Raw genomic sequence first — 25,665 nt, 5'->3', positions numbered from 1 at the left:
GGGCGGTCTGCTCGGACCCCCTTGCCACCGCGCAGGCGCTCTCATGACTCGTCTGACTCGTCAGGCACTCGGCGGGACATGAAGAGTGCCTGCTCACCGGCCGACTCCGTGCCGTCGTAGAGCGAGGTGTCCAGCCCGCAGAAGCTGAAGCCCATGCGGAGGTAGGCGCGAATCGCGGGAGCGTTGATGTTGCTGACCTCGAGCCAGACATGGCCGGCCCCGCACTCCCGCGCGAAGCCGAAGGCGTGGTTCATCAGGGTGCGCCCGATCCCCTTGCCCCGCCACGCCGGGGCGACCTCGATGTCGCGGACGGTCAGGCGGGCGTTCCATGGAGTGAAAGAGGTCTCCACCACGCCGCACAGCCGGTCCCCGTCGACGGCGACCACCGTCCGGGCCGGCGCGGAAGTGCCGTCGTCGTCCTCGCTGCCGTCCTCGGCGGGGAAGACCTTGTGGAGGGGAGGCTGCACGGGAACCTGGCGGATGCCGAAGCCGTCGCCGGTCGCGGCCACCTCGAACACGGAGTCCGTGGTGAAGGAACCGTCGAGTTCCGCAAGGGCCGTCCCGTCCTCGGGCCGCGCCGGCCGGTAGAGGACGGTCCCCGCCACGCCGAGCACCGTCGCATCGTCCCCAGTCGTCTCCATGGCACGACCGTACGGCGGACCTGGACCTCCCGCCCGGACGGGGTGCACAAGACCGTCCGGGCGAGGGCATCCACGCGGGCCGGGATCAGCCGATCGGCGCGTAGAGCACCCCGAGCTTGTCGATCTCGTCCCCCGAGCGCCCCGTGAACCCGACGATCTGCCAACCGGACGGCGCCGTGAAGGTCTTGGCGTCCGAGGTGGCCGTACCGGCGGCGAGGGTGCGGCCCTTGTCGGTGGTGAAGGCGGCCGAGAAGATCCGGGTCCGGCCGTCCTTCTGGCCCTGCGTCAGCTTTACGGCGGTGAGGTGCTCGCCACTTGCCAGAGTCAGGGACGTCGCCGTGCCGCCCGAACCGCCGTGGGTGAGGGCCGTGCCGCCGTCGTGCGTGAGGGACACCGCGTCCAGGCGGGTGCCGCCGCGCAGGGTGAGCGTGCGCGGGGACACGGACGCCGGCAGGTTGTCCGCGTCGTTGAAGGCGGTGCCGTGCGGGCCGCCGAAGAAGTCGCCCGCCCTCAGGGACGAGTTGAGGGTGTAGGAGAAGTCGACCGTGTGCGGGAAGTGGTCGGAGAGGTGCTTGCCGTCCGAGCGGAGGAACTTCGCCCAGTCGTTGGTGTAGCGGGTGGCGTTAAGGCTCAGCAGCTTGCTGCCGCGGTAGAGGACCTTGTCGACGACCTCGCAGTCGTCGGTCGGTGCCGCCGCGTCGCACAGCAGGGCGTCGCTGCCCGCCGCCGGAGGTGTGCCGCCCTTGACCAGTCGCACCCAGGCGTCGGTCAGGCCGTTCTCGGCGACCAGCGTGCGGATGTTGTCGCCGGTGCGCGTGTAGCGGGTGTTGGTGTCGCCCATGACGATGACGGCGTTGCCGGACGAGTTCGCCTGGATGAAGTCCGAAAGCTGCTCGACGTTGGCGCGGCGGGCGGCGAGGGCGGCGTCGTCCGAGTCGGCGTTGGTGTGCACGTTGTAGAGGTCCACGAACACGCCCTCGGCGAGGCGCACCCGGGCGAGCGTGAAGCCCTTCGGGGTCAGGCAGTTCGTGCCGGTGCAGTCGTTCCACTTCACCCGCTCGAAGTCCTCGAAGGACTGGTCCGAGAGGGTGTTGAGGCCGTCACCGATGCCCGCGCCGCCGCTGGTCGCCGTGCGGTACGGGTGGGTGTCGTTGGCGTACAGCGAGGCGTGGTAGTTGAAGTCCTCCTGGACGTTGACGATGTCGTACGGGGCAAGACGCTGCCCGATGAGCGGGGTGTTCGTCTCGGGGTCGCTGTCGCCGAGGCCGAGCGGGAGGCCCGCGACGTTGTACGTCAGGACGTTGAAGGTGCCGGAGTCGGCGGCCGTCGCGGGCGTGGCCGCGGTGGCGGCGAGGCCGGTGAGGGCCAGCGCGGCGGCCGCGAGCGTGCCGATGAGTCTTCTCATGGTGGGGGAGTCTCCCGGGGTGACGGGGGCCAAGAAGATGAGCGCTGCTCAGGTTCCGTGTCAACCAGGGTGACGCACAAGGGCCGTTGGGGAAACAGTGAAGGGCGTGGCGTTCCGCCGCGTCCGGGGCACCCGGCCGCCACCCGCCGCTCGTTCAACGTTCATGTTTCGCCTTGATCCTCCACACACGGCGCAGCAGCGCCGTAGAAGGCGGCGGCATCCAGGAGGCCTTTCATGGGACACGGACACGCGCACGGTCATCACCATCACGGACACGACCATGACCACGACCACTCGCACGGCGCGGCGGCATCCGCCCTGCCCGCCGCCTTCGACACCGCCGTGCCCGACGAGGCCCTGACCCCCGAGCAGCAGTCGCGCCGCACACTGCTGCGCCGGGCGGGTCTGCTGGGCGCCGGGCTGGCCGCAGGCAGCGTCGTCGCCCCGGCCACGGCCGCCGCCACACCCGCCGCCTCCGCGTCCGCCGCCTCGGCCTCGGGGGGCCGTAGAACCAACGGCTTCCTGTGGCTGGCCGGTGACCACCACATCCACACCCAGTACAGCAGCGACGGCAAGTACCGCGTCGTCGACCAGGTCCGCCAGGGCGCCAAGCACGGCATGGACTGGCTGGTCATCACCGACCACGGCAGCACGACCCACGCCAGGATCGGCGTCGAGAAGGTCAACCCGGACATCCGGGCGGCCCGGGCCGCGTACGAGGACACGCTCGTCTTCCAGGGCCTGGAGTGGAACATCCCGGCCGCCGAGCACGGCACCGTCTTCGTGCACCCCGGCAAGAACGAGGTGTCCGTCCTCAAGCAGTTCGAGAACGACTACGACGGCAGTGTGAAGAACGCCGGCGACTCGACGCCGACCAATGAGGCGCTCGCCGTCGCCGGGCTCAACTTCCTTGCCGAGCAGGTGGAACGGCGCAAGGTCAAGGACGCGCTGATGCTCGCCAACCACCCGGCGCGCCGCGGTGTCGACTCCCCGCACGAGATCCGCGGCTGGCGTGACGCGGGCCGGACCCGGCAGATCGCCATCGGCTTCGAGGGCGCCCCGGGCCACCAGGCGGCCGGCCTGCCCGCGCCCCTCGGCATGGCCCGCGCCCGCGGCATCTACGACAACAACCCCAGCGCCAACTCCTTCGCCGGCTACCCCCTGGAGAGCTACCGCACCTGGGGCGGCTTCGACTGGATGACCGCGACCGTCGGCGGCCTGTGGGACAGCCTCCTCGCCGAGGGCAAGCCGTGGTGGATCACCGCCAACTCCGACTCCCACCAGGTGTACGGCGACACGGCCGCACGCGGGGGCGGCAACTTCGAAGCCAACGGGCGCTACGACGACCCGGTCTACGCCGGCCGGATCGACATCACCCAGGGCGACTACTGGCCCGGCCAGTACAGCCGTACGCACGTCGGCGCCGACGGTTTCTCCTACGCCGCCGTCATGGACGGCATCCGCGCGGGCCGCATCTGGGTCGACCACGGCCAGCTGCTCAGCGGCCTCGACGTCCGCGTGATGGGCGGCCGCCGCTGGGCCACGCTGGGCGGCGCCCTGCACGTCAGGAAGGGCACGAGCGTCACCCTGACGGTCGACGTGGCGATGGCGGGCGGCCCCAACTGGGCGGGCTTCGTCCCCGAGCTGGCCCGTGTGGACGTCATCCAGGGCGATGTGACCGGCCCGGTCGCGGACAAGGACACCTTCACGGCGCCGACGGCGAAGGTGGTCAAGTCGTACGAGGTGAACAAGTCGTCCGGCGTCGTCAGCCTCACGTACGACCTCGGCAAGGTCGACCGCCCCGTCTACGTCCGTCTGCGCGGCACGGACGGCAATCGCACAGCCGTCGGCGCGATGGGCGCGGCCGTCGACCCGGCCGGCCCGGCCATCGACGTCGTCGGCGACGCCGACCCGTGGCGCGACCTGTGGTTCTACACCAACCCGGTGTGGGTCCTGCCCTCGTGACACCGTACGCCGTAACGGTGGACGCGGACGTCCGGGACCTCCGCACGGCCGACCACCTGCTCCACCGCCTCGTGGCCGAACTCGCTCTCCCCGAAGGCACGTTCGGCTGTACCCACCTGGTACGGGGAGACCGCCCGAGGGTCGTCGTCTCCCTCACCCTGCCGTCGGAGCCGCTCCTGCGTACCGCCCAGGAGCGGCTCACGACCGGCGGATACGAGGTGTCACCCGGCCCACCCGACACGGTGGGCCGGGCGGTCCTCTACCCGGGCGCCCCCGCACTCACCGGCACCCTGACGATCGCCGAACTGCTGTCCCGCTCGGCGATCGACCGAGTGACGGTCCTGGGCGCACCGGGCCGCCCGTCGCCGGAGACCCGCCTGATCACCGGCGACCACGTACGCCCGCAATGGCAGAACGAGGAACTCGTCCTGACGACCATGCCGGCGGCGGGCGGCACGCTCGTGCCCTTCGAGGTGGCGGACCCCACGCCGTGCTGTGCGGATCACTGAGGGGGCGGGCCGTACGCCGGGGATGGCGAGGGTGACGACCGACCGTCGTCGCCGTCGCCCTCACCCGTTCACCCCCGTGTAGTGCCGCAGCCCCCACCCCCACAGCATCCGCGCCCCCAGATAGGCCAGCAGCCCCAGCAGGGGTGAGGACGCCGCCAGCCAGTAGGGGACGGCGGTGCTGTGGCCGGTGAGGACTGCCGCCGGGAAGTAGGCGACGAAGGCGAGCGGGAGGGCGAAGGTGAGGAAGCCGCCGACTACCTTGGGGAGGACGTTCAGGGGGTAACTGCCGAAGGTGCCGAGGAGTTCCTCCAGCCAGCGGCCCCAGTGGTCGGCGGCGGGAAAGCGCAGGCACGCGGAGGCCACGACCGTGAACAGGGCCGCCTCCAGGAGCATGCCGCCGATGACCGCGGCGATCAGGTAGGAGACACGGCCCGCCGTCCAGTCCAGGTCGCTGCGGCCGAGCGCGCCCACCATCAGGCCCGCCGCGACCGTCAGGTCGCCGATCGCGTTGGTCGGGAAGTAGTCGAGCTGGACCTGGCGGTGCACCGGCATCGGGCGCAGCAGGTAGATGTCGATCCGTCCCTCCTGGACCTGCCGGCCGATGAAGTGCACACGGCCCAGGAGCAGGACGAACAGACCGTGCGCGAGCATCCGGATCGCCGGGATCAGCAGGACGTCGGAGCTGTCCCAGCCGCCCATCCCCGTGAACCGGGCCAGCAGCACCGTCGCGAACACGATCACCGACATCTGCCAGATCGCGCCGATCGCGATGTTCAGCAGGAACTCGGTGCGGTACTCCATCGCGGCCCGGATGTTGAGCAGCGAGATGCGCCACACGAGGCGCACGGACTTCACGGCCTTCGACGTCATCTCAGCCTCCCTGCGAGATCACGCGCCGGGCGGCCCGCCGCCACACCCACCGGGTGACCAGCGCCAGTGCCACGACCCAGGCGGCCTGAATCGCCAACTGGACCCCCACGTCCGAAAGTCCGATCCGGCCGACGTAGATCGACAGTGGCACGCTCAGCGTCGCCTGGAAGGGAAGGAAGCCGCTCAGCGTGATGAACCAGTCCGGGAAGAACCACAGGGGCGCGTACACCCCGGACAGCAGGTTCTGCGCGAAGATCAGGATCAGCATCGCGGAGTTGTTGCGGATGGTGAAGAAGCAGAGCTGGTCGAGGAGGAGCATGACGTAGTACAGGACCCACTGGCCCAGCAGCATGCTCAACACGAACGCCCCCGCCGTCGTTGCCGACTCCGGCGGTTCCACGACCCCCGCAACCAGGCACAGCGCGTATCCGCCCAGTGCCCACGCCAGCCCGTACAGCTGCTCGCCGAGGGCCCGCAGGGCGTAGTACCGCTGGGGCGGCAGCGGGCGCAGGTACCAGTACACGATCGTGCCGAAGTGCATGTGCTGCAGGACGGTGTCACGGCCCGCGTACTGGTCCAACTCCCGCAGCCGGGAGGCGAGTACCGCCAGGACGGCATACGTGACGGCCTGCTCCCGGGTCAGTCCGGCGGTCGTTCCCGTGTGTGCGTACAGGCCGCGCCACAGCGACGCCACCAGGACCACCTGGACGGTCAGCCGGAGCAGGACGGCGGTCATCCTCGGCGGTGTGTGCAGCTCACCGAGCGGCGTGACGCGGGCCGCGCGCCAGCCGTGCAGTACGGAGGCCATCTCAGGCTCCTCCCGCCGCGGGCCCGGCATGCACGTACGCCGCCCGCATCACGTCCTCCAGGTCCGCCTCGTCGAGGGCGAGGTCCGTCACCTCGTACCGCTCGATGACCTGTTTCAGCGCCTGGTGCACGGTCGGCGCGTCGGGACCGTCGGGGCCGAAGACCGCCTGCGGGCCCTCGCGGCGCAGCAGTGCGATGCCCGGCAGGGACCCGACCTCGGCGTGCGGGTCGGCGAGCGTCACCCGGACCTGCCAGGTCGAGCCGAACGTGCGGCGGATCTCGTCGAGGGTGCCGTCCAGGACGAGCCGCCCGTGGTTGATCAGGACGACCCGCTCGGCGAGCCGCTCCACCTCGGTCATGTCATGGGTGGTGAGCAGGACCGTACGGCCGCGCTCCGCCACCTGGTGCCGCAGGAACTCCCGCACCTGCTCCTTCACCACCACGTCCATGCCGATCGTCGGCTCGTCGAGGAAGACGACCGGCGGGTCGTGCAGCAGCGCGGCGGCCAGGTCGGAGCGGACCCGCTGGCCGAGGGAGAGGTGACGGACCCTGGTGTCCCAGAAGGAGGAGAGGTCGAGGAGGTCGTCGAACTCGGCCAGTCTGGCGGCGTGTTCGGCCTTCGGCACCTCGTAGATGTCCCGCAGGATCGCGAACGACTCGCGCACCGGGAGGTCCCACCACAGCTGGGTGCGCTGCCCGAACACCGTGCCGATGTTACGGGCGTTGCGCTCCCGCTCCTCGTACGGCACCACGCCCGCGACGCGGGCCTCGCCGGCGGTCGGGGTGAGGATGCCGGTGAGCATCTTGATGGTGGTGGACTTCCCGGCGCCGTTCGGTCCGAGCAGGGCGAGGAGTTCGCCGGGGGCGACGGAGAAGGTCACGTCACAGACGGCGTGCTTGGCGACCTTCTGCGGGTCGACCAGGGACCGGAGCGCGCCCCCGAAACCGGGGCGTCGGACGGTGGTGTGGAAGGTCCGGGAGAGACCGCGAACCTCGATGCCGGCACTCAATGGACATCAACTCCCTTGACTGATCCCTTGACTGAAAAGCAAGTGGGAAGAAGGTCACGGCCGGTCGGCACCCGTGCCGACCGGCCGCATGCGGACGTATGTCACTCAGTGGTCGAGAACACGAACGAGAACTCCGTCGGCTCCGCCGTCAGGAAGTACTGCGGCAGCGGACCCGGGCCGCAGGACTGCGAGCCGATGCCGTGCTGGCCGTGGTCGAGGTTGATCCAGAGCGTGTCGCCCGGCGTGAGGTCGGTCAGGTGCCGGGCCGCGTCCAGCTGCTCGTTGGTCCAGCGGCGGGCGCTGAACCAGAACTCCGGGTCGCCCTCGATCCGCAGCCCGCCCAGTTCGGCCCAGCGGACGTCGGCGCGGGCGCCGTTCTCCTGGGGCCGCACGTATGGGGTGTGCAGGGCGTCGATGCCCGGCAGCCACTGACCGAGCATCGAGGCGGCGCGGGTGTCGGGGTACGCCTCGGCGCCGCCACCGAAGTACAGGACCTCCTGCGCGGCGTCGGTCGGCAGGCCGAAGCGGACGCCGAGGCGGGGCAGCGGAACCGTCCAGTGGCCCTCGGGAGTCACGGACACCGTCAGCTTCAGCCGGGTGCCGTCGGACGTCCAGCGGTACACCGTGCGCAGGCCCACCTCGGCGGCGGCGGGCGCCACCCGGGCGCGGACGGTCAACGCGTCGTCGGCCAACTCCACGGCGTCCAGCCGGTGTTGCATGCGGTGCAGGCCGAGCTTGCGCCACAGCACGCCGTAGCGCGTGTCGTCCTGCCAGGACGCGCCGTCGTCGTTGTCCGTCGTCGCCCGCCACACGTCCAGGCGCAGCCCGGTCACGTCGAGGCCGCAGATCGTCGTCGGCCGGCCCGAGCGGGCGTCGAAGGTCGCCGGGCCGAGGGTGATCAGCCGCTCGCCGGGCACGGGGCGCTGAGAGGCGGCGACGGTGACGGCTGTGCGCGGGCTGACGGTCTCCTGGCCCCACGCCACCTCGTGGCCCTTGGGCCCCCAGGCCGTGTCCTCGGCGAGCAGCGCGCGGACCGTCCACTGGACGTCGTCGCCGTTGCCGTCGGGTGCGGCTGCCGGCAGCTTGACCTCCGCCGACTCACCCGGCGCGAGCGGCGGCACGGCGAGCGTGTGCGCGCCCGTGGGGAGTCCGTCCACCTGGTAGGAGAACTCGAACTCCAGATGCGACAGATCGCCGAAGTCGTACGCGTTCGTCACCCGTACGGTGCCGTCCGCGCCGTCGCCCTCGATGCGGACCGGTTCGATGACCTTCTTGTACTCGACGAGCCCGGGGGACGGGGTCCGGTCCGGGAAGATCAGGCCGTCGCAGACGAAGTTGCCGTCGTGCAGCTCCTCGCCGAAGTCGCCGCCGTAGGCGTAGCCCAGCTCCGGGTGCTTGATGCCGTGGTCGATCCACTCCCAGATGAAGCCGCCCTGGAGCCGGTCGTGCGCCTCGAAGATCCGCTGGTAGTCGGCGATCCCGCCCGGGCCGTTGCCCATCGCGTGCCCGTACTCGCACTGGATGAAGGGGAGTTCACGCCTCTTCCCCGCACCCCCGTCCAGGCCCCGCCCGATTCGCTCGACCTCCTCGTGGGAGGCGTACATCCGGGAGTACACGTCGGTGTCCCGGCAGTTCCAGTCGCCCTCGTAGTGCACGAGCCGCGAGGAGTCCCGGCCGTGGATCCACTCGGCCATCGCGGTGAGGCCGCGCCCGGTGCCGGCCTCGTTGCCGAGGGACCAGAGGACGACGGACGGGTGGTTCTTGTCGCGCTCGACCATGCGGGCCGCCCGGTCCAGCAGGGCCGGGGTCCAGCGGTCGTCGTCGACGGGGTTGTCGCGCCAGCCCTGCTCGGTGAAGCCGTGGGTCTCCAGGTCGCACTCGTCGATGACCCACAGGCCGTACTCGTCGCACAGGTCGAGGAAGGCCGGGTGCGGCGGGTAGTGCGAGGTGCGCACCGCGTTGAGGTTGTGCCGCTTCATCAGCAGCACGTCCTCGCGCATGGTCTCCACGTCGAGGGCGCGGCCCTGTTCGGGGTGCCACTCGTGCCGGTTGACGCCCTTGAAGAGGATCGCCTTCCCGTTGACCTTGATCAGGCCGTCCTCCAGGGCGACCGTACGGAAGCCGATGCGCAGCGGCACGCGCTCGCCTGCCGTGACCAGCTCGCCGTCGTACAGCTTCGGCGTCTCCGCCGACCACGGGTCGACCGCGACGGTCACCTGCTCGCCGGTCGCGACATCGATGTCGAGGCCGGGCACGGACACCCGCCCGTCGACGTCGGAGTCGACGCGCAGGGTGCCCTCGCCCGTGGTGTGGTCGTAGGAGGCGTGCACGAAGAAGTCGCCCGCGCTGCCCGCCGGGCGGTGCAGCAGGGTGACGTCACGGAAGATGCCGGGCAGCCACCACTGGTCCTGGTCCTCCAGGTACGAGCCGGCCGACCACTGGTGCACCCGGACGGCGAGCACGTTGCCGGCCGGCTTCAGCAGCTGCCCGACCGCGAACTCGTGCGGCAGGCGGGAGCCCTTGAACTCACCGAGCTCCGTGCCGTTCAGCCAGACGCGCGCGCAGGACTCGACGCCGTCGAAGCGCAGCACGGCGCCGCCGTCGTCCTGGGCGGGCCAGTCGTCCGGCAGGTCGAAGACGCGCAGGTGGTCGCCGGTCGGGTTCTCCGTCGGCACGTGCGGCGGGTCCACCGGGAACGGGTAGAGGTGGTTCGTGTAGATCGGCGAACCGAAGGCGCCGTCGCCCTGCAGAACCCAGTGGCCGGGGACCGTGACCTCGGCCCAGCCCCCGGCGTCGTATCCCTCCCCGGCGAACGAGTCGTCCTCGGCGTCGGCGGTCGCCGACAGACGGAAGCGCCAACTACCGTTGAGGGACAGGGACTTGGCGTCCGAGGAGGCGTACCGGGCGCGGGGCGGGAGGGCCCCGCGGCCCGGGGAGACGTCCTCGACGTAGTCGACGGATGCGGTCGTGCGGAAAGACATCGGTCTCCTTGATCAGCCCTTGATACCTGTCTGTGCGATCCCCTGTACCAGCCAGCGCTGAAGGAAGAGGAACACCAGCAGCAAGGGCAGGATAGAAATCGCGGTCGCCATGAAGATCTGGTGGAACACGACGGTCTGGCCGGTCGTGTACGAGGAGAGCGCGACCTGGACGGTCCACGCGCTGGGGTCCTGGCCGATGACCAGCGGCCACAGGAAGGAGTTCCAGCCGTTGATGAAGGTGATGGTGGCGATGGCCGCGAAGAAGTTCAGCGAGTTCGGTACGACGACACGCCAGTAGGCGCCCCAGTACCCGAGCCCGTCCACGCGCGCCGCCTCCTCCAGCTCCTTCGGGAACCCCAGGAAGTACTGCCGGAACAGGAAGCAGGTGAAACCACTGAAGAGGCCCGGGACGATGAGACCCCGGTAACTGTCGACCCAGCCGAGCGACGACACCAGCACGAAGCTGGGCACGAAGGTCACGGCGGTCGGGACCATCAGGGTGCCCAGGACGACGTAGAAGATCTTGTTGGCGTGCTTGTACGGGATGCGCGCCAGGCCGTAGCCCGCGAGGGAGCACACCAGCAGGACGCCGACGGTGTGCAGGACGGCGACGACCGTGGAGTTCCACATCGACCGGGCGAAGGGCACCTGCGAGGAGTCGAACGGGGAGGTGATGTTGCCCCACTGGATGTCGGTGGGGAAGAACGTCCAGTTCTCTCCGGTGATCTGGGCGTCGGTGGAGAGCGCGTTGCGGACCAGGATGTAGAAGGGGACCAGGAACAGCAGGGCGGCGATACCGGTGGCGACGTAGAGGCCGGTGCTGCCCATCACGCCGCCCCCGCGCCGGGCGCGGCGGGGCCTTCCTGCGGGAGCGGTCTTGCGGATGTCGGGCGTGGTGGTGGTCACTTGGACTCCTCCCCCCTTCCGAAGCCCATGAGCTTGCCCTGGAACAGGGTCACGACAAGGATCAGCACGGTGAGGATGACGGCACCCGCGCTGCCGGCGCCGTAGTCCTGGTTCTCGCCCAGGGCCTTGAAATACAGCTCCATGAGCGGCGGGCGGCCCCAGGTCGTCTTGTCCAGCAGGTTGTAGAACTCGTCGAAGGCCTGGTAGGCGGCGATGAGCAGCAGCAGGACGACCGCGGTCGAGGTGGCCCGCAGCTGGGGCAGCGTGATGTACCGGAAGGTCTGCCAGCCCGACTTGGCGCCGTCGATGGCGGCGGCCTCGTACAGCTCGGCCGGGATGTTCTGGAGGGCCGCGATGAACAGGATCATGTAGAAGCCGGACTGCAGCCACAGGCGGGCCGTGACGATGACCAGCCAGTACCAGGGCGGGTTGGGGTCGGCGAGCCAGGCGATGTTCTCGATCCCGAACCAGCCGAGGAGGGTGTTCATCAGGCCGAAGCGGACGCCGCTGAAGATGGACATCTTCCAGATCAGGGCGGCGGCGACATAGCTCACCGCGGTCGGCAGGAAGAACACCGACCGGAAGAACGCCCGCATGAAGCGCAGCCGGTTCACCAGCAGGGCGAGGCCCAGCGACAGGGCCCAGGTGGTGGGCACGATGAACGCGGCGAAGACGGTGAAGGTGCCGAGCGAGCCGACGAAGTCGTCGTTCGTCAGCATGTGCCGGTAGTTGTCCAGGCCGATGAACTTCTCCGGCGTGACCGTGAACCGGGCCTCGAAGAAGCTGAGGTAGACGCTCCAGCCGATCGGGACGTAGATGAAGATCGCCAGCCCGACGAGGAACGGGCCGGTGAAGAGCCAGAAGTTGAAGGTGCTGTTGCCCCGCAGACCCCGCCGCGACGCGGCCGGGGAGGCCTTCGCCGGGGCGGGGCTCGCGAGGTCGGGCTTGGTGGTCGTCGACATGTCGTGGTCCGTCCGCCGGCCTATCCGAAGAGCTTCTCGAGCTCGCGGTTCACCGCCGCGTCCGCCTTGTCGAGCGCCGCCTCCGGGTCACCGCCCTTGCGGACGGAGTTGGCGAAGACGTCCTCCAGCGCGGTGATCATGGCCTGGGTCCAGCCGATGTTGTCGAAGTGGCCGAACTCGTTGAAGAGCTTGACGCCCTCGGCCGGCAGGCCCGACTTGAGCTTGTCGGCGCTCTCGGCGATCGAGGTGCGGGGCGGGATGTGGAAGCCGTAGGAGGTGGCCCAGTCCTCCTGGTACTCCTTCTGGTCGATCCACAGCCACTTCACGTACTCCTTGGCCGCGTCGACGTTCTTGCCCTTGGCGTTGACGAACATCGACCAGCCGCCGTTGTAGACCGACTGCTTGCCGTTGTCCGTGACCTTCGGGAAGGGGAAGACGCCGATGTCGTCCCCGAGGGTCTGCTGGAACTGCGGCATCGCCCACATGCCGCAGAACTGCATGGCGCACAGGCCCTGGTTGAGCGCGGAGGGGTCCCAGTAGTCCGTCGGGGCGCCGAGCAGGAGGTCGCCGCTGGTGAACAGCTTGCGCATCTTCTTCAGGCCCTCGACGACGCCGTCCGTGTGGTAGGCGATCTGGTTCTTGTCGTCGAGGGTGTCGGCGCCGGCGGACCAGATCATCGGGTTGACGACGGCGTGCAGGTCGTTGCCGAGGTACAGGCCCTTGACGTTGCCGGTGGTGAGCTTGGCGGCCGCCTCGATCAACTCGTCGAGGGTCTGCGGGACCTCGACGCCGGCCTTCTCGAAGAGCGACGGCCGGTAGAAGAAGAACTGCGGGTCGTCGATCATGCGGACGCCGTATATCTTCCCGTCCACCGTGTGCGAGGCGATGTCGGCCGGATTGAAGTCGTCCTTGACCGGCTCGACGATGTCGGTCAGATCGGCCACCTGCCCGCTCTTCACCATCTGGATCTGCGGGTGGAACTCGAACAGGTCGGGCGCGTTCTTGGTGAGCAGCGTCGCGAACAGCTTGTTCTCGAAGTCCGCCGCGGTGATCCACTGCGTGGCCACGTTCGCGTCCTCGTACGCCTTCGCGTACTTCTTGACGGCCTGCTCGGTGCCGGCCTCGCCGTAGGCGTGGAAGTACTGGTTCAGGTTGACGCCCGAACCGGAACCGCCGGAACGCCCGGTGTTGCTGCCGCACGCGGCGAGCCCGCCCGCGGCGGCCAGACCCATCGCGGCCCGCAGAACGGTTCGGCGGTCCCAGTTGCTGTTGCTCGATGCCGACATGCTGACGTCCTTGTCTCGAGTACGGCTCTGCCCTGTGCCTGGCTGGAGCGGCTCAGCGCCAGTTGGCTCAAACGGGGTTGCGGTGCGGGACGTTAACCTTCGGCTAAGGCTTCGGCAAGGGGTTGAACGAAGTCTGTGCGAAGCGTTGCGCAGCGTTCGGGATACCGGACGTGACGGGCCGCGGGGGCGTCCCTCGCCACGGCCCGAGCGGTCACGCAGACGGTGCGGTACGGCTCCTCGCGGGCGTGGGGCGCTTCGCGGTCGTCCTCTGGCCCACCGTCTGCAGGGCCCCTTCGAGCGCGAACGTCGCCGCGCCCAGGCACACCGGATCGGTGGGGATGGGGGAGAGGACGATCTCGGTGGCGGCCATCGGGCGCGGCAGCGCGTGCCGGGCGACGGCCTCGCGGACCTCGTCCGCCAGGGGCTCGCCGAGCGCGGCCGCGACCCAGCTGCTGAGCACGACCACCTCGGGGTTGAACAGGTTCACCAGGTCGGCGATCCCGGCGCCCAGGTAACGGACGGTGTCGCGAACCACCTTGACCGCCACCGGGTCGCCGCCCCGCAGCCCCCGGGCGAGCGCGTCGATGGTGGCCGTCTGGTCCTCCGCGTGCAGCAGCGGGCTGTCGCCGCCCAACTCCCGCAGGGTCAGCATGATTCCGGACGCGCCGACATAGGCCTCCACACAGCCGTGCTTGCCGCACCGGCACAGCCTGCCGTCCAGCACGATCGTGGTGTGACCCCACTCGCCGGCGCTGTTGCTGACGCCCCGGTGCAGCCCGCCGCCCAGGACCAGCCCGGCGCCGACGCCGGTGCCGAGGTTGACCACCACGGCGTCCCCGCGCCCCCGCGCCGCCCCGAACCACAGCTCGGCCACCGCGGAGGCGCGCAGCGGGTTGTCCAGGTACAGCGGGTAGGCGATGTGCTCCGTGAGCAGGTCCAGGAGCGGCACGTCGTGCCAGTCCCAGTTGGGCGCGTACTCCGAGAAGCCGGTCGCGCGGTCCACCTGCCCCGGCACGCTCACCCCGACGCCGAGCACGCGCGCGCCCTCCACGCCGGCCTGCGTGACCACCGAGCCGACGGCGGCGGCGACATGGCCGACCACCTGCTCGGGGAGGCTCTCGCCGGGGCGGACGTCCTCCTCGGCGCGGGCCAGCACGTTCAGCGCGAGGTCGAACAGCTCGACATGGACGTACGTCTCCGCGATGTCGACGCCGATCAGGGCCCCGCCGGACGCGTTGACGGCGACGAGCCCCCGGGGCCGGCCGCCGGCCGAGTCCTCGAACCCGACCTCCGTGATCATGCCGAGGTCGAGCAGCTCGCCCACGAGCGTGGCGACCGTGGCGAGACTGAGCCCGGTGGCGGCCGCCAGCTCCTGCCGCGAGGTGGGCGACGCGGCGATGATCTGGCGCAGCACCTCGTAGCGGTTCGCGGTGCGGATGTCACGTGATGTGCGCTTCATTCGGTGTGCCCCCGTCCCTTCACGTCATGCCGGTTCGCGGTCGGCACCGGCGCGGCGCAAGGCTATGGCGTGCGGGAATATTCGACAAGGGGTTAGGAAAGGGGCTTTACGAAGTCTCCCAGGAGTTCAGTCACCCAGTATGTCCTGCACGAAGGCGTTGGTGAACTTCCGGCCCGGGTCCAGCTCCCGCGCCAGCGCCCGGAAGTCGGCCAGCCGTGGATAGCGCACGCGCAGCACCTGAGCCGGCGTCGTGAACACCTTCCCCCAGTGCGGCCGCGGCTCGAAGGCCTCCAGTGCCTCCTCCAGCCGCCGCACCACGGGCAGCACGGCCGCGGTGTCCTCGATCCACGTGAAGTGCAGCGCCACCGTGTCCCGCCCGTAGGAGGGGCTCAGCCACTGGTCGTCGGCGGCGACCGTACGGACCTCGCAGGTCTGCAGTACCGGGGCGACCGTTGCCCGGATCGCGTCGATCGCGTGCAGCGCGTCCACGGCGTACCGGCGCGGCAGCAGATACTCCGACTGCAGCTCGGCCCCGCTGCTCGGCGTGAACTCCGCCCGGAAGTGCGGCAGCCGCTCGTGCCACGGCCCCGGCACCCCGAACTGCTCGGTGCAATTGACCGCGGGCATCCCCGGCACCGGGTGCATCTTCTCGACGGCGGGCGCGGCCCACGGGAAGTCGGGCAGCGGCTGGTCGGTGCGCCGCTTGAGCCACACCTGCCGGAAGCCGGGCTCGCGCCAGTCGGTGAACAGGCTCACGCTGTACGCCGACGCCATCACCGTCTCGAAGGTCCCCAGGTCCAGCCCGTCCAGCGGCAGTTCGGTGAAGACGTGCTGCTCGACGTCGAAGCGCGGCTCCAGGTCGAGGGTGAGCGCCGTGACGACACCGAGGGCGCCCAGCGAGGTGACGGCGCCGCCGAACCGTTCGTCGCCCCGCCCCAGGGTCAGCACCGACCCGTCCGCCGTGACCAGTTCGACCTCCCGCACGGACGTGGCCAGCGAGCCGTTGCCGATCCCCGACCCGTGCGTGCCGGTGGCGACCGAGCCGGCCACCGAGATGTGCGGCAGGGACGCCATGTTCGGCAGCGCGAGCCCGTGCCCGTACACCGCCCGGGCGAGCTCGGCGTACCGCACGCCGCCGGAGACCCGGACGGTGCGGGCCGCGCGGTCCACGTCGACCACCGGCGGCAGCTCGGCGATCGACAGCAGGACGCCCCCGGAGCCCGGCTCGGCGATCTCGTTGAAGGAGTGCCCGCTGCCCAGCACCCGCACCTTCGCGCTCCCCGCCACCAGGGCGCCGACGGCGTCGGGGGAGCACGGCCGGTGCAGCTCCTTGGCGGCGTAGGTGATGTTGCCCGCCCAGTTGGTCACGGTTTCGGCCATGTGATCGCCCCTCCCGAGGACAACGTCAACCAGAAATTCCCAGGTGGAAACTACCCCGGCGGGCAACATGAGGCCCCCCGCCCCCACCCGGGACCGGGCAGGGGCATAACGTGAGGAGTCGTACGCCTGAGCCGGGAGGAGACACGGATGGGCAGCCGCACCGCACTGGTCGAGGATCTGATGGAGCGATTCCCGCACGTTCCGCGGGAAGCCGTCTTCAAGGAGGATCTGCTCCGCGGCGGGGTGGCCTTCGACCCCTCTGCCCTCAGCGACAACGAGGACGGCGAGGTCAAGCCGAAGTCGTACTTCATCTTCTCCTTCGACCACGGCACCCTGCCCGAGCTGGGTGAGGCCGCGCTGCGCCGCCCGCCGGAGGAGATCATCCTCACCGGCGGCCCGTACGGCCTGCGCCGCACGGTCGTCTCGGTACGCGTGAACCCGGCGTCGCCGTATCGCGTGGCCGCCGACGGGGACGGGGTGCTCGGCCTCTACCTCGACGGGAAGCGGATCTCGGACGTCGGCGTGCCGCCCATGCCGGAGTACTACCGGCACACCCTCGCCAGCGGGAAGTCGGTGATGGAGGTCGCCCCGACCATCCAGTGGGGCTACCTGATCTACCTCACCGTCTTCCGGGTCTGCCAGTACTTCGGCGCCAAGGAGGAGTGCCAGTACTGCGACATCAACCACAACTGGCGCCAGCACAAGGCGGCCGGGCGGCCGTACACCGGCGTCAAGGACGTCGAGGAGGTGCTGGAGGCCCTGGAGATCATCGACCGGTACGACACGGCGAAGGCCTCCACCGCCTACACGCTCACCGGCGGCGCGATCACCAAGACCGTCTCCGGCCGTGACGAGGCCGACTTCTACGGCCACTACGCCAAGGCCATCGAGGAGCGCTTCCCGGGCCGCTGGATCGGCAAGGTGGTGGCCCAGGCGCTGCCGCGCGACGACGTGCAGCGGTTCAAGGACTACGGCGTGCAGATCTACCACCCCAACTACGAGGTGTGGGACGAGTACCTGTTCAAGATGTACTGCCCGGGCAAGGAGCGGTACGTCGGCCGGGACGAGTGGCACAAGCGGATCCTCGACTCGGCGGACGTGTTCGGCGCACGCAACGTGATCCCCAACTTCGTGGCGGGCGTGGAGATGGCCGAGCCCTTCGGGTTCAAGACGGTCGACGAGGCGATCGCCTCCACCACCGAGGGCCTGCGCTTCTTCATGTCCCACGGCATCACGCCCCGGTTCACCACCTGGTGCCCCGAGCCGACGACCCCGCTCGGCAAGGCCAACCCACAGGGCGCGCCGCTGGAGTACCACATCCGCCTGCTGGAGGCGTACCGCGCGACGATGGACGACTTCGGCCTCTCCTCGCCTCCCGGCTACGGCCCGCCCGGCCCCGGCAACGCGGTGTTCTCCGTGAGCTCCTTCATGGACAGCCTGCCCGAGGAGAAATCCGCTGCGGTGTAAGTGAGACGGACGGGGCCCGCGCCCGTACAAGTGGGTGCAGTTGTGGGGGCGCGACCGTCTGTCATGACATGTGAACACGGCGCTTGTCAGTTGTGTTGAATACGTGAAAGGCTCGGGCTCTGCCGCGAGGTTCCCCCCAACTCCACTGCCAATATGGCGAGTTGACCTCGCATGTGGATGCAGGAGACCCATGCCCGACCTGCCGACTCCCCAGGACGCCACCGAGGCCGCGCTGTTCTCCGAGTGCTGGGACGCCGTGCTGTCGTACGCCGACCTGTGCACGGCCGGCTCCGACGCGGCCGGCCAACTGGCCACCGAGGCGTTTTCGACCGGTACGCGCGAGGTCCGCGACACCGAGTCCGGGAACCTCAGGAGCGCGGCCCGCCGCCCGGCCCGACTGCCCCGCATCCCCCTGCTGCTGACCGCCGTACGCACCACGGCGGCCGCCTGGGAGGAGCGTGGGCACGGCCACAGACTCGACCCCGACCTGCGTCTGTGGCTCAACTCCGAGAAGGCCGCCCGCTACACCGGCCCTCCGCTGCAACGCCCGCTCGCGCTGCGCGGACTGCGCGACATGCAGGAACCCGACGCGGTCCTGCTGTGGCTGGCCGAGGTGGAAGCGCTGCCCCTGCACGTGGTGGCCCGCCGCCTCGGCCTCGACCCGGCGACCGTGTCCGACGAACTCGCCCAGGTCCGGGGCCTGTTCAGGGACCGCTGCCAGCGCAACCACCTCGACACGCCGATGGCCGCGCAATGCCGCAGCTACGCCCGCCTCCTCGACGCCGTCACCCGCTCGACCGGCGCGGACACCCCGGGCGACCTCTCCCGCCACCTCGCCACCTGCGTGGAGTGCGCCGAGGCCGCCGCCTGTCTGCGGCTGCACGGCGGCGGACTGCCCGGCGCCCTCGCGGGCGGGGTGATCGGCTGGGGCGGTCTCGCCTACCTGGAGCGCCGCCGCAGGGCCGCCGAGGTACGCCTCAGCGGGCGCCCCGCCCCCACCGACGCGGACGGGGGTCCGCCCAACGCCGGGACGCACAAGGCGCGCGTCGTGCGCAGCGGCCTGCTCGTCGCCGCCGTCCTCGTCTCCGCGCTCGCCCTCGCGGTGTCGATGATGCCGGGCGGCTCCACCGGCGACGGTGCCACGGCGGGCGGCGACCCGTCCGACCGCCAGCCCGTCGCCGACCCCGGCTTCACCCTGCCGGTCACGGCGGCCACGCAGCCCTCCTCGGACTCCCCGGACCCGTCGGAAAGCGCCACCGGCGGCGGCGACTCGTCCGAGCCGTCCGAGCCGTCCGAGCGGAACCCCCGTCCCGGCCCGCAGGGCACGACATCGGCCACGGCCGGCGAGGACGACCCCGACCCGTCCACGAGCGAGCCGGTGACCTGCAGCGTCGACTACCACCTGGTCAATGAGTGGCCCGACGGCTTCCAGGCCACCGTCACCGTCACCACCGAACGCGCCCTGGACGACTGGCGCGTCGCCTGGTCCTTCCGGGACGGCCAGGAGGTCGGCCAGATGTGGGACGCGAGCTTCGGCCAGGACGGCTCCCGCGTCACCGCCACCGCCGCGGACTACAACAGGACCGTCCCCGAGGGCGGCAAGCTCGCCTTCGGCTTCCTCGCCTCCTGGGAGGGCGAGAACTCCCCGGCGCACGACTTCACGCTGAACGGACGCGACTGCGCGTAAAACCGGTTGACGGGCCTTCGTGGGGCCGGGCTAGAGTGACGGAAGATCAGGGCGGTGGCCGGTGGCCGCCGCCGTCGAGCGGACATGAGTGAGGAGGTGTCGACCGATGGCTGTCTTTGCGACGTGCGCTGCCCGCATCCAGTTCATCAAGTCCACCTCCGTGGCCGCCGGCTGATCTCACTCACTCTCCGCGTCCGAAGTGCGCGGCTGCCGGGGCCACCCTTGTGAAGGGTCACCCGTTGACTTCCACCTCTGTTTTCTCCGCGTTGGCTCCCTACGGTTGGGACTCGTCCTGGGCCGACGCGTTCACCCCGCACGACGCGGAAGGGCTGCTGCCCGGGCGCGTCCTGCGGGTCGACCGCGGGCAGTGCGACGTCGTCACCGCCGACGGTGTCGTACGGGCAGACACGGCGTTCGTCACCCCGCACGACCCGATGCGCGTCGTGTGCACGGGCGACTGGGTCGCCGTCGAACCCGCGGGCACCCCGCGTTACGTACGGACGTATCTGCCACGCCGTACCGCCTTCGTACGCTCCACCTCCTCCAAGCGGTCCGAGGGGCAGATCCTCGCCGCCAACGTCGACCACGCCATCGTCGCCGTGTCGCTGGCCGTCGAGCTCGACCTCGGCCGGATCGAGCGGTTCCTCGCGCTGGCGTGGGAGTCGGGCGCACAGCCCGTCGTGGTGCTCACCAAGGCCGACCTCGTGCCGGACGCGGTGACGCTCTCGCATCTCGTCCAGGACGTGGAGACGACCGCGCCGGGTGTGCCGGTGCTGCCGGTCAGCGCGGTGGACGGGGACGGACTCGAGGTCCTCGTCGCGGTCGTCAGCGGCGGTACGTCCGTGCTGCTGGGGCAGTCCGGCGCGGGCAAGTCGACGCTCGCGAACGCGCTGCTCGGCGAGGACGTGATGGAGGTCCAGGCCGCACGCGACGTCGACGGCAAGGGCCGCCACACGACCACCACCCGCAACCTGCTCGCCCTGCCGGGCGGCGGGGTCCTCATCGACACCCCCGGCCTCCGGGGCGTCGGCCTGTGGGACGCCGAGGCCGGGGTCGGCCAGGTCTTCTCGGAGATCGAGGAACTGGGCGGACAGTGCCGCTTCCAGGACTGTGCCCACGAGAGCGAGCCGGGGTGCGCGGTGCGCTCCGCCGTGGAGGCAGGTGAGCTGTCCGAGCGGCGGTTGGAGAGCTACCGGAAGCTGATGCGGGAGAACCGGTGGATCGTGGCCAAGACCGATGCGCGCCTCAGGGCCGAGATCAAGAAGGACTGGAAGCGGAAGGGGGCGGAGGGGCGCGCGGCGATGGAGGCGAAGCGGGGTGGGCGTCGGCGGTGACGGTGCCGGTGTGCTCGTGGCCGTGGCTGGGGGCAACGGCCCCCGGACCCCCGCTGCCGGCCTGAACGGCCTCGTCCTCAGACGCCGGACGGGCTGGACTGGCTTGATGTCCGATTCCCGCTAGCCCGCACCACTGTCACGGCGGAGACTGGACACCGTGATGGACGAAGACACCAGGTACGAGGCGGTGCGCAGCCGGGATGCCCGGTTCGACGGCGAGTTCTTCTTCGCCGTGGAGACGACGGGCATCTACTGCCGCCCCAGTTGCCCCGCGGTCACGCCGAAGCGGCGTAACGTGCGGTTCTTCGCGACGGCCGCCGCCGCGCAGGGCTCGGGTTTCCGGGCCTGCCGGCGGTGCCGGCCGGATGCCGTGCCGGGGTCCGCCGAGTGGAATGTGCGGGCCGATGCCGTCGGGCGGGCGATGCGGCTGATCGGCGACGGGATCGTCGACCGGGAGGGCGTCGCCGGGCTCGCCGCGCGGCTCGGCTACAGCGCGCGGCAGGTGCAGCGCCAGCTCACCACCGAGCTGGGCGCCGGACCGGTCGCGCTGGCCCGGGCGCAGCGGGCGCACACCGCGCGTGTGCTCCTGCAGACCACCGGGCTGGCGATCACGGAGATCGCCTTCGCCGCCGGGTTCGCCAGCGTGCGGCAGTTCAACGACACGATCCGGGAGGTGTACGCGTCGACCCCGAGCGAGCTGCGGGCCGCCGCACCGAAGAACGGCCGTGGCGACCGGCGGGCGGGCACTCCCTCGGCCGGGATCCCGCTGCGGCTCGCGTACCGGGGCCCGTACCGGGCGGGCCTCGTCCTCGACCTGCTGGAGCGCGAGGCCGTGCCCGGCGTCGAGGACGTCAGCGGGCCGGCCGGGCGCCGGACGTACCGCCGCACCCTGCGGCTGCCGCACGGCACCGGCATCGTGGCGGTGCAGGAGCGGACGGGCGGTGTGCGGAGGCGGGCGACCGCGGATGGCCACGTCGCCCCCGGCCCGGGCGCGCCGGGACCTCTGGGTGCCCCCGCTGCCCACCTGTGCGCCACACCTGCCTCGGCGACCCACCCCGGCGGCTGGCTCGACGCCCGTCTCCACCTCACCGACCCGCGCGATCTGACCACCGCCGTGCAGCGGCTCCGGCGGCTGTTCGACCTCGATGCCGATCCGTACGCCGTCGACGAGAGGCTCGGCGCCGATTCCCGGCTCGCGCCCCTGGTCGCCGCGCGGCCGGGCCTGCGGTCGCCCGGGGCCGCCGACGCGGAGGAGCTGGCCGTGCGGGCACTGGTCGGGCCGGCGGAGGCCGAGCGGCTGGTGCGGCGGTACGGCAAGGCCCTCGACGCGCCCTGCGGCAGCCTCACCCATCTGTTCCCCGAGGCGGCCGTCCTCGCCGAGGCCGAGCCCGACGGGCCGCTGGGCGCGCTCACCGCCGCCCTCGCCGACGGTGCCCTACGGCTGGACCCGGGCGCCGACCGCGACGAGGCCCACCGTGCGCTGCTCGGCCTGCCCGGACTGGATGCCCGTGCCGTCGCCGTCATCCGTACCCGTGCCCTCGGCGACCCGGACGTCGCCCCGCCCGGCACCGACACCCCCGACAGCTGGCGCCCCTGGCGCTCCTATGCCTTGCAACACCTGCGTGCAGCAGGGGAGTTGGAGTAATCATGACCACCCCGAAGCCCACCCTGACCGCTACCCCCGCCCCGACCCACTGGACCGAGGTCGACAGCACCGTCGGCCCCCTCCTCCTCACCGCCGACCCGGCCACCGGCGCCCTGACCTCCCTCTCCGTGCCGGGCCAGAAGGGCGGCCGTACCGTGCAGGACGGCTGGCGGCGCGACCCCGCGCTCTTCCGTGCGGCCGAGGAACAGCTCGCCGCCTACTTCGCCGGTGAACTCAAGGAGTTCCGGCTGGAGTTGAGGACAGCCGGCAGTGAGTTCCGGGAGAAGGTCTGGGCCGCCCTCGACTCCGTTCCCTACGGCGCCACCACGACGTACGGCGAGATCGCCGCGCGGATCGGTGCCTCCCGTGCCGCCGTACGGGCCGTCGGCGGGGCGATCGGTGCCAACCCGCTGCTGATCGTCCGTCCTTGCCACCGGGTGATCGGGGCCGACGGGTCACTGACCGGGTACGCGGGCGGGATCGAGCGCAAGATGCGGCTGCTCACGCTGGAGGGCAGGCTCTAGTCCCCCTCCAGCCCCCAGCTGCGGACCCACCGCGGACGGATGCGGATGACCTCCTCGCTGAAGTGCGGGCCCAGCTCGTGCGGGCCCGTGAGGAGCTCCGCGTCCCCGCGGATCTCGATCCCGCGCACCCGCCACGGCCGTACGCTGACGAGATCGTCGACGACCAGGGCGAGCTTCGGGTTGTTCCGCAGATTGCGCCACTTCTTCGTGGTGCCCATGGCGAGGCCGCCGATCAGGACCGTCCCGTCGTCCTGCGGGAAGAAGCCGACCGGATTGGCCTGCGGCTGGCCCTCCGGGTCGACGGTGGCCAGCCGCCCCAGCCGCTGCGATCCCAGATATGCGCGTTCTGCCTCGCTGAATTCGGTCACAGGACCCAGCGAAACACTCCCACCGCCCCGGCGCATCGGCTGCTCGCCCTAGGGCCACGGGCCTACTCCGGCCGCACCGGCCGCTCCGCGGGGAGTCCCCAGCGTGGGGCCTCCTCGTTCGGCTGCACCGGCGCGATCGTCAGGTCCGGACGGTCGCCGCGCGCCGTGATCAGTGCCGAGTCGCCCTTCCGGAGGGCGATGCGGACCGTGCCCTCGCCCGCGGCGGACCAGCGCAGTGGGCGGCCCCGTCCGTCCCGTACCTCCACCGGCCCGGTGATGCCGTGCCGTACGACGCAGGGAGCGCCCGCCTCGCTGACCAGCCGCACCCAGCGGGTGACCCCGCTTTTGCGGACCGCCGACAGCAGGAACGCACCCTGCGTGCGGAACTTGTGCACGGTCAGGTCGGCCCAGGCGGCCGGCAGCGCGGGGAAGACCCGGATCATGCCGCCCCAGGACTGGCAGATCATGTCGTGCAGGGACTGCGCCGCCGACAGCGGTGTCTCGATGACCGGGCCCGACTCCTTGTACATGGTGTTGGGCTGGACGAAGCGGGACATCAGCTCGCCCAGGTACGTCAGCGCGTCCTCGCCCTTGCCGAGCAGCGCGGACATCGAAGCGGCGCCGGTGAAGGTGTAGCCCTGCAGGGCGCCCTCGAAGCCCACCCAGTGTGCCAACGACCTCTCGATCAGGGCCCGTTCGTCCGGCGTGCTCCCGGTCAGCTCGTACAGCGGGTACACCGCGAGCAGATGCGAGTAGTGGCGGTGGGATTTCGCGAAGGGGATGTCCGCGCCGATCATGAGGCCGTTCGCATCGGTCGGGTACGGCGCCCGCCGGGCCGGCACGTCACGCCAGCGCGGTGCCAACTCGTCGTCGATACCGAGGAGTTCGGCCGCGTCGAGCAAGGTGCGGCAGCCCCAGGTCAGCAGCATCAAGTCGTAGTTGCAGTCCCGTGAGTTGCCGCCGTACTCCGGGGAGAACGTGGCCGGCAGGTGCAGTTTGCCGTCCGGGCCCGGCTCCAGGAAGTGCAGGTAGTAGTTGATCGCCTTGCGCAGCAGGGGGTACAGGACGTCCCTGAGGATCGACTCGTCCATGGTGTGGCGGTAGCTGAGCCACACGTTGTGCAGGGCCCAGGTGAGGTTGCCGACCTCGGGGGTCGGCGGCTCCTGGCCGGGGATGCCGACGCCGTAGCCGGTGAGGGGGGCCGTCGGCGCCGTTGACCAGGTGGGGGTCCGTGGTGCGCGGGATGCCGAGGGAGTCGGCGCGGTACGGGGGCGCCGTCTCCCTGGCCAGGTTGTCCCGGAACTCGCTCAGCGACCGGGTGATCGCGTCGAGTTCGAGGTGGTTGGAGCCGTGGATCAGCCAGTACTCCAGCTGGGCGTTGAGGTTCCACCAGGTGTTGGGCCAGGGGGTGGGCTCCAGCCAGGGGCCGCTCGTCGCCATCACGGGGGCGTCGCGGCGGGCGGCGGAGGCGGTCTTGTAGAGCTGGATCCAGTAGAAGCGCTGCATCCGCGCGTCGGGGAGGGAGAGGAAGCTCTTGCGGTAGTAGGCGTGCCACCAGGCCCGGTGCGTCAGCGCCAGCGCCGAGTAGGGGAGCGGGCTCGCGCCGCGTACGGCCTTGAGCGCCCGCCCGAGCGCCGTTGTGCCCGGGTGGGAGTGCGCGACATGGACGTACAGCGTCCGTGCCCTGCCCGTGCTCCGCTCCCGCCATGCCGTCACATGCTGCCCGCCCGCCAGCAGGGGCTGTACGGCCGCCCACACGCCGTCGTGCTGTGCGACCTCGGCCGGGGGATTGCCCCGGTAGCCGTCGGGGAGCGGCTTGAAGGCCGCCCGGGGGCTGATCGCGTCCGCCGGGTGGAACACCCACCGGAAGTCGCGCTCACCCGCGCTCGGGGTGACCTCGACGGCCAGGACCGAGCGGTCGTTGTGCACCAGGGCCCGCAGGGTGAGCGTGCCCTTGTCCGTGCTGAGCGTCCCGGTCAGCTCGGCGTCGCGCAGGCCGAGCCGCCAGTCCAGGCCGGTGATCGTGCCCACCGGCTCCAGCGTGAAGTGGCCGATCGGGAGGCGGGCCAGCCCGAACAGCGAGCCGAACTCGGGGCGGTGGTCCTGCACCTCGGAGTGCTGGACGTTGAAGCGCACGGCGCGGGTCCCGCCGTTCGCCCCGGCGCCCGGCTCGGCGTAGATGCCGGAACCGAGGAAGCCGTTGCCGAGGAAGGGGCCCTCGTACCAGGTCGTCGGCATCCGCTGCCAGACGAGGTCGGCGTCTTCGAGGACGGTGCGCCAGGGGTCGGAGGGGGCCGCACCGTCGGCTGCGCTCGCCTGTGCGGGCAAGCCGCCTGCGAGGAGGGTCCCGCCGAGGGCGGATCCGGTGGCGAGCACGGTACGTCTGGACGGGCTGGGCATGACGCCTCCCTCTGCACGGCGATTCATCGGAGCTCCAATTCATCGGAGCTATCCCGCGA

General features: G+C 71.0%; 19 protein-coding genes and 1 pseudogene. 7 read left to right on the top strand and 13 right to left on the bottom strand.

Annotated features, from left to right (window positions below; all coding sequences use genetic code 11):
* Positions 1-41: 41 nt before the first annotated feature.
* Both OG331_RS13485 and OG331_RS13480 read right to left on the bottom strand, forming a co-directional pair.
* Entirely contained in the window at positions 42-641 is a 600-nt protein-coding gene (locus OG331_RS13485) for a GNAT family N-acetyltransferase (protein WP_406195560.1), read from the bottom strand.
* A gap of 85 nt (positions 642-726) precedes the next feature.
* Positions 727-2,046 carry a jacalin-like lectin gene (locus OG331_RS13480; protein ID WP_406195557.1) on the bottom strand — a complete coding sequence of 440 codons (1,320 nt, stop codon included), beginning with the start codon at positions 2,044-2,046 and terminating at the stop codon, positions 727-729.
* Between the two features lie 234 nt (positions 2,047-2,280).
* On the opposite strand from OG331_RS13480, the gene OG331_RS13475 reads away from it, so the two are divergent.
* Both OG331_RS13475 and OG331_RS13470 read left to right on the top strand, forming a co-directional pair.
* Entirely contained in the window at positions 2,281-4,011 is a 1,731-nt protein-coding gene (locus OG331_RS13475) for a PHP domain-containing protein (protein WP_406195554.1), read from the top strand.
* Positions 4,012-4,028: 17 nt separating this feature from the next.
* Positions 4,029-4,520, top strand: a complete 492-nt coding sequence (locus tag OG331_RS13470; RefSeq protein WP_406195551.1) for a hypothetical protein — start codon at positions 4,029-4,031, stop codon at positions 4,518-4,520.
* Between the two features lie 60 nt (positions 4,521-4,580).
* Here OG331_RS13470 and OG331_RS13465 read toward each other — a convergent pair whose 3' ends face one another.
* From OG331_RS13465 to OG331_RS13425, 9 genes are all read right to left on the bottom strand, one after another.
* A complete protein-coding gene (locus OG331_RS13465; protein WP_406195548.1) occupies positions 4,581-5,390 on the bottom strand; it encodes an ABC transporter permease in 810 nt (269 codons plus the stop codon).
* Between the two features lies 1 nt (position 5,391).
* The gene (locus OG331_RS13460; protein ID WP_406195546.1) at positions 5,392-6,198 is read right to left on the bottom strand and encodes an ABC-2 family transporter protein; all 807 of its coding nucleotides are present in this window, start codon (positions 6,196-6,198) and stop codon (positions 5,392-5,394) included.
* Between the two features lies 1 nt (position 6,199).
* Positions 6,200-7,207, bottom strand: coding sequence for an ATP-binding cassette domain-containing protein (locus tag OG331_RS13455; RefSeq protein WP_406195543.1), 1,008 nt, complete (start codon positions 7,205-7,207; stop codon positions 6,200-6,202).
* Positions 7,208-7,308: 101 nt separating this feature from the next.
* On the bottom strand, positions 7,309-10,188 hold the full coding sequence (locus OG331_RS13450) for a glycoside hydrolase family 2 TIM barrel-domain containing protein (protein WP_406195540.1): 2,880 nt from the start codon (positions 10,186-10,188) through the stop codon (positions 7,309-7,311).
* A gap of 12 nt (positions 10,189-10,200) precedes the next feature.
* Complete coding sequence (locus OG331_RS13445; protein WP_406195537.1) at positions 10,201-11,094, bottom strand: carbohydrate ABC transporter permease; 894 nt, start codon at positions 11,092-11,094, stop codon at positions 10,201-10,203.
* Positions 11,091-12,056 carry a carbohydrate ABC transporter permease gene (locus tag OG331_RS13440; protein ID WP_406195534.1) on the bottom strand — a complete coding sequence of 322 codons (966 nt, stop codon included), beginning with the start codon at positions 12,054-12,056 and terminating at the stop codon, positions 11,091-11,093. The genes OG331_RS13445 and OG331_RS13440 overlap by 4 nt, the downstream gene beginning before the upstream one ends.
* A 20-nt stretch (positions 12,057-12,076) precedes the next feature.
* Positions 12,077-13,342, bottom strand: coding sequence for an ABC transporter substrate-binding protein (locus OG331_RS13435; protein ID WP_406195531.1), 1,266 nt, complete (start codon positions 13,340-13,342; stop codon positions 12,077-12,079).
* Between the two features lie 211 nt (positions 13,343-13,553).
* A complete protein-coding gene (locus OG331_RS13430) occupies positions 13,554-14,801 on the bottom strand; it encodes an ROK family transcriptional regulator (RefSeq protein WP_406195528.1) in 1,248 nt (415 codons plus the stop codon).
* Between the two features lie 126 nt (positions 14,802-14,927).
* Positions 14,928-16,181 carry an FAD-binding protein gene (locus OG331_RS13425; protein ID WP_406195525.1) on the bottom strand — a complete coding sequence of 418 codons (1,254 nt, stop codon included), beginning with the start codon at positions 16,179-16,181 and terminating at the stop codon, positions 14,928-14,930.
* A 147-nt stretch (positions 16,182-16,328) separates the two neighbouring features.
* Between OG331_RS13425 and OG331_RS13420 the strand changes: the two genes are divergently transcribed.
* The 5 genes from OG331_RS13420 to OG331_RS13400 all read left to right on the top strand — a co-directional run bounded on the left by OG331_RS13420 (position 16,329) and on the right by OG331_RS13400 (position 22,838).
* Entirely contained in the window at positions 16,329-17,648 is a 1,320-nt protein-coding gene (locus tag OG331_RS13420; protein ID WP_406195522.1) for a radical SAM protein, read from the top strand.
* A gap of 190 nt (positions 17,649-17,838) precedes the next feature.
* A complete protein-coding gene (locus OG331_RS13415; protein WP_406195519.1) occupies positions 17,839-19,335 on the top strand; it encodes a cellulose binding domain-containing protein in 1,497 nt (498 codons plus the stop codon).
* A 239-nt stretch (positions 19,336-19,574) separates the two neighbouring features.
* Positions 19,575-20,669, top strand: coding sequence for a ribosome small subunit-dependent GTPase A (rsgA, locus tag OG331_RS13410; protein WP_406195516.1), 1,095 nt, complete (start codon positions 19,575-19,577; stop codon positions 20,667-20,669).
* Positions 20,670-20,829: 160 nt separating this feature from the next.
* Positions 20,830-22,314 carry a DNA-3-methyladenine glycosylase 2 family protein gene (locus OG331_RS13405; RefSeq protein ID WP_406209994.1) on the top strand — a complete coding sequence of 495 codons (1,485 nt, stop codon included), beginning with the start codon at positions 20,830-20,832 and terminating at the stop codon, positions 22,312-22,314.
* A 2-nt stretch (positions 22,315-22,316) separates the two neighbouring features.
* Positions 22,317-22,838: a methylated-DNA--[protein]-cysteine S-methyltransferase gene (locus tag OG331_RS13400; protein ID WP_406195513.1), complete on the top strand. Its 522-nt coding sequence runs from the start codon at positions 22,317-22,319 to the stop codon at positions 22,836-22,838.
* Here OG331_RS13400 and OG331_RS13395 read toward each other — a convergent pair.
* Together OG331_RS13395 and OG331_RS13390 are read right to left on the bottom strand one after the other, a co-directional pair.
* Positions 22,835-23,206 carry a PPOX class F420-dependent oxidoreductase gene (locus OG331_RS13395; protein ID WP_406195510.1) on the bottom strand — a complete coding sequence of 124 codons (372 nt, stop codon included), beginning with the start codon at positions 23,204-23,206 and terminating at the stop codon, positions 22,835-22,837. The two genes, OG331_RS13400 and OG331_RS13395, sit on opposite strands and share 4 nt — an antisense overlap.
* Before the next feature lie 62 nt (positions 23,207-23,268).
* A pseudogene (locus OG331_RS13390) lies at positions 23,269-25,606 on the bottom strand (glycosyl hydrolase family 95 catalytic domain-containing protein).
* Positions 25,607-25,665 lie beyond the last annotated feature (59 nt).

This window comes from Streptomyces sp. NBC_01017 (genome assembly GCF_045162795.1).
GTDB classification, from domain to species: domain Bacteria; phylum Actinomycetota; class Actinomycetes; order Streptomycetales; family Streptomycetaceae; genus Streptomyces; species Streptomyces machairae.
The sequence above is the reverse complement of the archived record's forward strand: the minus strand, read 5'-3'. Positions and strand labels throughout refer to the sequence as shown.